This window comes from Serratia sp. YC16, from assembly GCF_009707615.1.
Lineage (GTDB): Bacteria > Pseudomonadota > Gammaproteobacteria > Enterobacterales > Enterobacteriaceae > Serratia > Serratia surfactantfaciens.
The window spans coordinates 1-7,561 of record NZ_WLYN01000023.1 but is presented as its reverse complement, the minus strand read 5'-3'; the positions used below and the strand labels follow the sequence as shown (position 1 = coordinate 7,561).

At 58.6% G+C, this 7,561-nt stretch carries 9 protein-coding genes; 5 read left to right on the top strand and 4 right to left on the bottom strand.

Features of this window, described 5'->3' with window-relative positions; translation table 11 throughout:
- The 3 genes from gcl to GKN89_RS24150 form a co-directional block, all read right to left on the bottom strand.
- Positions 1 to 1,282: glyoxylate carboligase (gene gcl / locus GKN89_RS24160; RefSeq protein WP_154747911.1), on the bottom strand; the 1,282-nt coding region annotated here is incomplete at its 3' end.
- A 119-nt stretch (positions 1,283 to 1,401) separates the two neighbouring features.
- Positions 1,402 to 2,217: an HTH-type transcriptional repressor AllR gene (gene allR / locus GKN89_RS24155; protein WP_015376892.1), complete on the bottom strand. Its 816-nt coding sequence runs from the start codon at positions 2,215 to 2,217 to the stop codon at positions 1,402 to 1,404.
- A 70-nt stretch (positions 2,218 to 2,287) separates the two neighbouring features.
- Positions 2,288 to 2,773, bottom strand: coding sequence for an ureidoglycolate lyase (locus GKN89_RS24150; RefSeq protein ID WP_063918865.1), 486 nt, complete (start codon positions 2,771 to 2,773; stop codon positions 2,288 to 2,290).
- A gap of 354 nt (positions 2,774 to 3,127) precedes the next feature.
- On the opposite strand from GKN89_RS24150, the gene allS reads away from it, so the two are divergent.
- The 3 genes from allS to GKN89_RS24135 all read left to right on the top strand — a co-directional run bounded on the left by allS (position 3,128) and on the right by GKN89_RS24135 (position 5,484).
- Positions 3,128 to 4,042 (top strand): HTH-type transcriptional activator AllS, encoded by a 915-nt coding sequence (gene allS / locus GKN89_RS24145; protein ID WP_154747910.1) that lies wholly within the window; start codon positions 3,128 to 3,130, stop codon positions 4,040 to 4,042.
- Between the two features lie 72 nt (positions 4,043 to 4,114).
- Positions 4,115 to 5,020, top strand: a complete 906-nt coding sequence (locus GKN89_RS24140) for an SPFH domain-containing protein (RefSeq protein WP_004940203.1) — start codon at positions 4,115 to 4,117, stop codon at positions 5,018 to 5,020.
- Positions 5,021 to 5,022: 2 nt separating this feature from the next.
- Positions 5,023 to 5,484, top strand: a complete 462-nt coding sequence (locus tag GKN89_RS24135) for an NfeD family protein (protein WP_074055202.1) — start codon at positions 5,023 to 5,025, stop codon at positions 5,482 to 5,484.
- On the opposite strand, the gene cueR is transcribed toward GKN89_RS24135, so the two are convergent.
- A complete protein-coding gene (cueR, locus tag GKN89_RS24130) occupies positions 5,481 to 5,882 on the bottom strand; it encodes a Cu(I)-responsive transcriptional regulator (RefSeq protein WP_019454137.1) in 402 nt (133 codons plus the stop codon). The two genes, GKN89_RS24135 and cueR, sit on opposite strands and share 4 nt — an antisense overlap.
- Positions 5,883 to 6,273: 391 nt before the next feature.
- On the opposite strand from cueR, the gene GKN89_RS24125 reads away from it, so the two are divergent.
- Together GKN89_RS24125 and GKN89_RS24550 are read left to right on the top strand one after the other, a co-directional pair.
- Positions 6,274 to 7,446: an acyl-CoA dehydrogenase family protein gene (locus tag GKN89_RS24125; RefSeq protein ID WP_230329035.1), complete on the top strand. Its 1,173-nt coding sequence runs from the start codon at positions 6,274 to 6,276 to the stop codon at positions 7,444 to 7,446.
- Positions 7,443 to 7,561, top strand: a 119-nt coding sequence (locus GKN89_RS24550) for a DUF6041 domain-containing protein (protein WP_370520306.1), incomplete at its 3' end; no start/stop codon positions are given. The genes GKN89_RS24125 and GKN89_RS24550, both read left to right, overlap by 4 nt.

The window sequence follows — 7,561 nt, the reverse complement described above, 5'->3', positions numbered from 1 at the left end:
CCGCAGGCAGCGTCCAACCCAGCGGGCCGGCCTGACCGGCATTGATCCAGTGACGCGGTTCGAAAACGTGCAGCATTTGCGCGGCGGCGATCTGCGACAGCCCGATGGTGGTGACATAGCAGGCGTCGCGGCCGAAGGCGCGGTTCATCTCTTCATACACCCGCTGCGGCTTGACCGGCACGTTGTCGAAGTGGGTCTTGCGCAGCAGCGTTTGCTTGCGCTGCAGGCAGGCGGCGCACCAGGCGTCGCGATTCGGCAACTCGCCGCGTTCGAAACGGCGCTGCGCCGTGTCCACCAGCATTTGCAGCGCGATGCGCGCGTCGGAAACGATGCCCAGATCCGGGCAGATCACCCGGCCAATCTGCGTCGGCTCGATATCGATATGCACCACCTTGCGCCCGGCGGTGTACTTGTCCACCGAACCGGTGTGGCGGTTGGCCCAGCGGTTGCCGATGCCGAACACCAGATCCGAGTCCAGCAGGTTGGCATTGCCGTAGCGGTGCGAGGTTTGCAGGCCCGCCATGCCCGCCATAAGCGGGTGATCGTCCGGAATGGCGCCCCAGCCCATCAGCGTCGGGATCACCGGCACATTGCAGATCTCCGCCAGCCGTTGCAGCAGATCCGCCGCATCGGCGTTGTGAATGCCGCCACCGGCGATGATCAGCGGCTTTTTCGCCGCGCACAACAGATCCAGCGCTTTGTCGATCTGCGCCTGGGTGGCCGCCGGCTTATAGGCGGGCAGCGACGAGTAGGTATCCGGATCGAACTCGATCTCCGCCATCTGCACGTCGAAAGGCAGGTCGATCAGCACCGGGCCCGGCCGGCCGGAGCGCATCAGGTGAAACGCCTGCTGCAGCACCCGCGGCACCAGCGCCGGTTCCTGCACGGTGACCGCCATCTTGGTCACCGGCTTGGCGATCGACTCGATGTCCACCGCCTGAAAATCTTCCTTGTGCAAACGCGCGCGCGGCGCCTGGCCGGTGATGCACAGGATCGGAATCGAATCGGCGGAGGCGGAGTAAAGGCCGGTGATCATGTCAGTGCCCGCCGGGCCGGAGGTGCCGATGCATACGCCGATATTGCCGGCAGCGGCGCGGGTATAGCCTTCCGCCATGTGCGATGCCCCTTCCACGTGCCGCGCCAGATAGTGTTTGATGCCGCCGTGTCGCCGCATCGCATCGTAGAACGGGTTAATCGCCGCGCCGGGCACGCCGAACGCGGTGGTGATCCCTTCTTTTTCCAGCACGTGCATTGCCGCGTCTACCGCTCGCATAATTGCCATGTGATGCTCTCCTTAATTTATTGGAAAATTTTTCCAACTTTAAAATACCGTCAAAAAAACCCGTCTGCTCATCAAACGGGGAGTCTTGTTCCGCGCCGGCTCACCCCGGCGCGTGACGATTACGCCTTGCTGCGCGATTCACCCAGCGCGGCGCTGATATCTCTGGCCACTTCCCCCACCAGTTCACCCAGCTCTTTGAACCGCTCCTTGCCGACCCGCGAACTGGGCCCGGAAATGGAAATGGCGGCGATCACGTTGTTGTTGCGATCAAAAATCGCCGAAGCCAGGCAGTTCAGGCCCAGCGCGTGCTCTTCATCGTCGATGGTGTAGCCCTGCTCCAGCGACTGATGCAGATCCTTGCGCAGCAGGTTCACGCTGGTCAGCGTCTTCGGCGTGTAGGATTGCAGCCCCGAACGCACGATCAGATCCAGCATCTCCTCTTCCGCCAGCGGGTACAGCAACGCCTTGCCGGCGCCCGATGCGTGCAGCGGCAAGCGGCTGCCCAGCGGCGCGCACATGCGCACCATCGCCTGGCATTCGCATTGGCGAATCAGCACCGCATCGAAATTGTTGCGGATCGCCAGGTTGGCAGTCTCGCCGGACAGCAGCATCAGCCGCCGCATGAACGGCCCAGCCACCGATACCACGTCGCGATCGTTCATATAGGCGGAGCCGACGGTGAACGACTGAATGCCGATATGCCACCAGCCCAGCTGCGGATCCTGAAAGACGAATTCCGATTTCTCCAACACTTTCAACAATCTGAAGGTGGTGGACAGCGGCAACTCCAGCTTCTCGGACAGCACGGAAACCGACGAGCTTCCCCCGGCGTTGGCCAGGTACTGGAGGATCTCCAGCCCGCGATCCAACGCCTGTGCCCCTTTGGTAGCGCCGGCTTCGGTGGCGGGTCGTCCTTTCCTGCGTAATTCGGTCATTCAAGCTTCCTTTGTCAGTGACGGCATGGTTGACGCTATGATAAACGCCCTGCGCGGCGTGCGGCCAGCGCTATGCCAAAACTATGCGATACGGCTCCGGCAAGCGGCTGACCACGCAGTTGTCGGCGCCTGCACGATCGATGGTGAAAAAGTCGGTGACTTTCGCATAGGCGAACAGCGGGTGATGCCAGACGTTGCGATGATAGTTGATCCCCTGCTTGCCGTTGGTGATAAAGGCGCGCATCGTGCCGACGGGGATGGTTTCGCCCGGTTCGGCGACGATCACCACGAAGCGTTCGCCATTCATCGGCACAAAGGCCTGTGACGAGAGCGGATGCTTTTCCAACAGGGAAAAGGTCATCGGCAGCTCGCAGGGTTCTGCCCGGTTGATGCTGGCCAGCACCCGGTTGCCGTCCGACACCTCAATCTTGGCGAGATCGTGATAACGCTCGGTTTTCCCGTCATTGATATGAAAGAAACGCGAGCCTTCTATCTGCAATACGTCGCCATAAGGCGCAAAGGCCGCCGGCGTTAATTCTTCGATGACTAAATCCATGTGATTCTCCAAAGCGCATGACCCAGACGACGATTAAACGGCGATATTTCACCCAACGCCTTCACTCTAGACAGCGCATGGCGAATTTGACAGCAATTTTTTGGAAAATTTTTCCATAACAAGATCACCCGCACATTTCACGATCGGCAGACCATATTAATTGCTTGAAATCAATGAATTAAAAAACCACCTGATCCACTATCGACAATAATAGAGCTGCGTATGTTCATCGCTATCCGGTGATTCTGTGACCGGGATCGTGGGGTTGGGCTTTGCCACTGCCTATCGCGCCGCAACATCAAGTAGATTCTTCTCACCGATAACCGAAAAGGCGGTGTCAGCCAAGGACCCCACATGCTGGATCACGAAACCATTCGTTCGTTTATCAAAGTTGCCGAGTGCCAAAGCTTCTCGCGCGCGGCAGAGTTACTGCACAAAACCACCGCCACCATCAGCTACCGCATTAAAACGCTGGAAGAGAGCATCGGCACGCAGCTGTTTATCCGCACCACCCGCACCGTCAACCTAACGCCGGCCGGGGAGTATTTGCTGGAGCGCTGCCGCCAATGGCACACCTGGCTGGACGCCATGCCGGGTGAATTGCGGCAAATTAACGACGGCGTAGAGCATCAGGTGAATATCGTGATCAACAACCTGCTGTACGACGCCGCCGCCGTGGCCAGGCTGCTGACTCACCTGCACGACAAATACCCGTTCACCCAATTCCACATTTCCCGCCAGGTATACATGGGCGTGTGGGACGCGCTGCTGAATGAGGATTGCCATCTGGCGATCGGCGCGGCGGGCAATGAATCGCTGGAAAACAGCATCAAGGTGCTGCCGCTCGGCAAGATCGATTGGGTGTTCGCCATTTCGCCGACGCATCCGCTGGCCGCTGCCGCCGATCCGCTGAGCGAAACGCAGCTGCGCCCTTACGCCGCAATCAACGTCGAAGATACCGCCCGCCATTTGGCCAAGCGCACCGCCTGGCTGCTGTCGGGCCAGCAGGAGATCAAGGTGCCGGATCTGCGCACCAAGCTGGAGTGCCATCTGCGCGGTCTCGGGATTGGTTTCCTTCCGCGTCAACTGTGCCAAACTTATCTTGATAGCGGCGAGTTGGTGGCCAAGCAGCTCAGATATCCGCGCCAGCCCTCTCCCCTGTCGCTGGCCTGGTCCGATGCTCGCTGCGGCGAAGCGGTGCGCACCCTTATCAGCCTGTTCCAGACGCGGGATCCGCTGATCGCGGGTTTGGTCGGCGCCCTGGATTAAGTCGTGGTATCAGTAGGCATTTTTCCGGCGCTGACGTAATATCTGTTTACATATGTCTGACAGGAGGTTTGCATGCTTACTTTTATTCCCATCGTGATCGTCGTCGCACTGATTGTGGTGTTCGCCGGCGTCAAAATTGTGCCGCAGGGGTTCCAATGGACGGTAGAACGCTTCGGCCGCTACACCAAAACGCTGATGCCGGGCCTGAACCTGGTGGTGCCGTTCATGGACCGCATCGGCCGCAAAATCAATATGATGGAGCAGGTGCTGGACATCCCTTCGCAGGAAGTGATTTCCCGCGATAACGCCAACGTGGCCATCGATGCGGTGTGCTTTATCCAGGTGGTCGACCCGGCGCGCGCCGCCTACGAGGTCAGCAACCTCGAACAGGCGATCGTCAACCTGACCATGACCAACTTCCGCACCGTGCTCGGCTCGATGGAACTGGACGAAATGCTGTCGCAGCGCGACAGCATCAACAGCCGTCTGCTGCACATCGTCGATGAAGCGACCAATCCGTGGGGGGTGAAAATCACCCGTATCGAGATCCGCGACGTGCGCCCACCGGCGGAACTGATCGCCTCGATGAACGCCCAGATGAAGGCCGAGCGTACCAAGCGCGCCGACATCCTGGAGGCAGAAGGGGTGCGTCAGGCGGCCATTCTGCGCGCCGAAGGGGAGAAACAATCGCAGATCCTGAAGGCCGAAGGCGAGCGCCAATCGGCATTCCTGCAGGCGGAAGCGCGTGAACGCGCCGCCGAGGCCGAGGCGCGCGCTACCCAGCTGGTGTCCGACGCCATCGCCAGCGGCAACATTCAGGCGGTGAACTACTTCGTGGCGCAGAAATACACCGACGCGCTGCAGAAGATCGGTTCCTCCAACAACAGCAAGGTGGTGATGATGCCGCTGGACGCCAGCAGCCTGCTCGGCTCGATCGGCGGCATTACCGAACTGCTGAAAGAAAGCAAAGGCAAATAATCATGCTCGAACTGATCGCGGCGAATCCGCTGTGGTTTTGGCTCTCCCTCGGGGGCGTGTTGCTGGCGGCGGAAATGCTCGGCGCCGGCGGCTACCTGCTGTGGAGCGGCGTGGCGGCGCTGTTGGTCGGCGCCCTGATCTGGCTGCTGCCGGCGCTCGCCTGGGAATGGCAGGGCGTGATCTTCGCCGTCCTGACCGTCGTCGTCGCCTACCTGTGGTGGTACTGGCTGCGCCGGCGCCCGGCGGCCGCATCCGGCGGTTCGCCGGTGCTCAACCAGCGCAACCGGCAGTTGATCGGCACCCGCGCCACGCTGACGGAGGCGATGCACAACGGCATGGGGCGCATCAATATCGGCGACAGCAGCTGGCGCGCGCAGGCGGCGGAAGATCTGCCCGCCGGCACCGAGGTGGAAGTGGTGGCAGTGGAAGGCGTCACGCTGGTGATCCGCGCCATCAACCGTTAATTCGAACGGCAACACCCCGCCAGATTATTGATGATGGGGCACTCGGCTCCCTCGTCACCCGGGCATTGTTCCGCTAGCGTAAGCAGACGCTGGCGCATTTCACCCAGTTCGCTGATGTGCTTTTCGATCTCCGCCACCTTCTGCAGCGTGCGCGCCTTCACGTCGGCGCTGTGGCGAGCCGGATCGTTGAATAATGCCACCAGCTCGCGGCACTCGTCCAGGTTGAAGCCCACCTGCCGCGCCTGGCGCAGCAGCGTCAGCTCTTCGACATGCCTGGCGGAATAGTGGCGGTAACCGTTGTCGCTGCGAATCGGGGCGGTAATCAGCGCTTTCTCTTCGTAAAAACGAATCGTCTTGCTGGTTAAACCGGTTTTTTTCGCGACGTCGCTAATATTCATTTTTTCCTCCGGAATGCTCCTGCTCACCTCCTATCTTAAGCCGCTTTACGCCACTCACCAAGCCTCAACGCCCTACCGTCGATAGCGATGAGAAACCGATAGTCACAGCCAAAAGATAGATACTTCACTTGCAAAGTATTCATCAAAAAACAATAGACAATCTAACCTATTAAAATTTGATCAAATTAAGATTTTTATTATATGTAAATTTTTGTGTATAAATAACACAAAATAAAACACAATTAAAACAACAAAATAAAAACACAAATTAACAAAATTGTAATAATAAACCACATAAATAAACATTTATTTACATTTACCATTACTTCGCCTGTTTGAGTTTTGGCCACCTCCAAACTAGAAATATTAGCTAATTTAATCTCTCAACCCGATGGCAGAGTTCGTCATGGATTTTAACTTATCAAGCGAGCAGCAGGCTCTAAGCGAATCCGCTCAGCGTTTTGCCCGCGAGGTGCTGGATCAGGATGCGCATGATCGGCTTTCACGGCAGGTATTAAGCCTGGATTTGTGGCGACAAGCCGCCGCCTATGGCTTTACCCGAGCCCCCGTGGCGACCGCGTTCGGCGGATTGGGCATTAGCGCGCTCGATACTGCGCTGATGATTGAGGCGCTGGGTAAAGGCAGCCGCGACATCGGCATGTCCTTTTCGCTCTGCGCTCATCTGTGCGCCTGCGTGATCCCGCTTTCCCGCTTCGGTTCCGAAGCATTAAAAGCGCAGTATCTCGAAGCGTTGGCGGCCGGAAAACTGATCGCGGCGAATGCGGCGACGGAGCCGGACGCCGGTTCCGATATTTATGCCATGAAATCAACCGCTCAACCCTGTGAAGGCGGCTACCGGCTCAACGGAAACAAAATTTTCATCACCAACGCGCCGATTGCCGACATCTTCATCGTCTATGCGAAAACCCATCCCGAACATGGCTTTATGGGCGTGTCCGCATTTGTGCTCGAGAAAGGGATGCCAGGCTTAAACGTAGGCGCCGTCAGCCCGAAAGATTGCCTCTCCAACTGCCCGTGGAGCGAACTGACCTTCAACGACGTCTTCATTCCAGAGGCCCAACGGCTCGGCATGCCGGGCGCCGGCGGCGCCATCTTCCACGATTCAATGATCTGGGAAAAGGGCTGCCTGTCGGCTCTGTTTATCGGCGCAATGGAGCGCGTGCTCGACAGCGCGCTGGACTACGCCAAACAACGCCGACAATTCGGCAAAGCGATCGGCCAATTTCAGTCCGTCTCCAACCGCATCATCGAGATGAAACTGCGTCTGGAACAGTGTCGGCTAATGCTCTACCGCGCCTGTTGGAAACACGATCGGGGCCAGGACGCCGAGATCGACATCGCCATGAGCAAACTGTTGATTTCCGAATATGCCGTGCAGTCCGCGCTGGACGCGATTCAAATCTTCGGCGGAGCCGGCATGGATCAAGAACTCGGTCTGGTGCGCCACTTGCTGAACGTGATCCCCAGCCGGATCTTCTCCGGCACCAACGAGATACAAAAAGAAATTGTCGCCCGCAAGCTGGGTCTGCGGGGAGTCGCATGATGATCGTTCAACGCGTTTTTGCCGTGCTCTATATGTTGGCCGGCCTGGCGAAAGCCTTCCCTCAGTTGGAAAACGTCGCCGATATTCTGCAGCAGGCGGCCGTGGCGAACCAGGG

Excerpts from the sequence above, each read along its gene's own strand:
- allR (WP_015376892.1), bottom strand. The coding sequence starts at position 2,217 with ATGACCGAATTACGCAGGAAAGGACGACCCGCCACCGAAGCCGGCGCT.
- GKN89_RS24150 (WP_063918865.1), bottom strand. The coding sequence starts at position 2,773 with ATGGATTTAGTCATCGAAGAATTAACGCCGGCGGCCTTTGCGCCTTAT.
- allS (WP_154747910.1), top strand. The coding sequence starts at position 3,128 with ATGCTGGATCACGAAACCATTCGTTCGTTTATCAAAGTTGCCGAGTGC.
- GKN89_RS24140 (WP_004940203.1), top strand. The coding sequence starts at position 4,115 with ATGCTTACTTTTATTCCCATCGTGATCGTCGTCGCACTGATTGTGGTG.
- GKN89_RS24135 (WP_074055202.1), top strand. The coding sequence starts at position 5,023 with ATGCTCGAACTGATCGCGGCGAATCCGCTGTGGTTTTGGCTCTCCCTC.
- cueR (WP_019454137.1), bottom strand. The coding sequence starts at position 5,882 with ATGAATATTAGCGACGTCGCGAAAAAAACCGGTTTAACCAGCAAGACG.
- GKN89_RS24125 (WP_230329035.1), top strand. The coding sequence starts at position 6,274 with ATGGCAGAGTTCGTCATGGATTTTAACTTATCAAGCGAGCAGCAGGCT.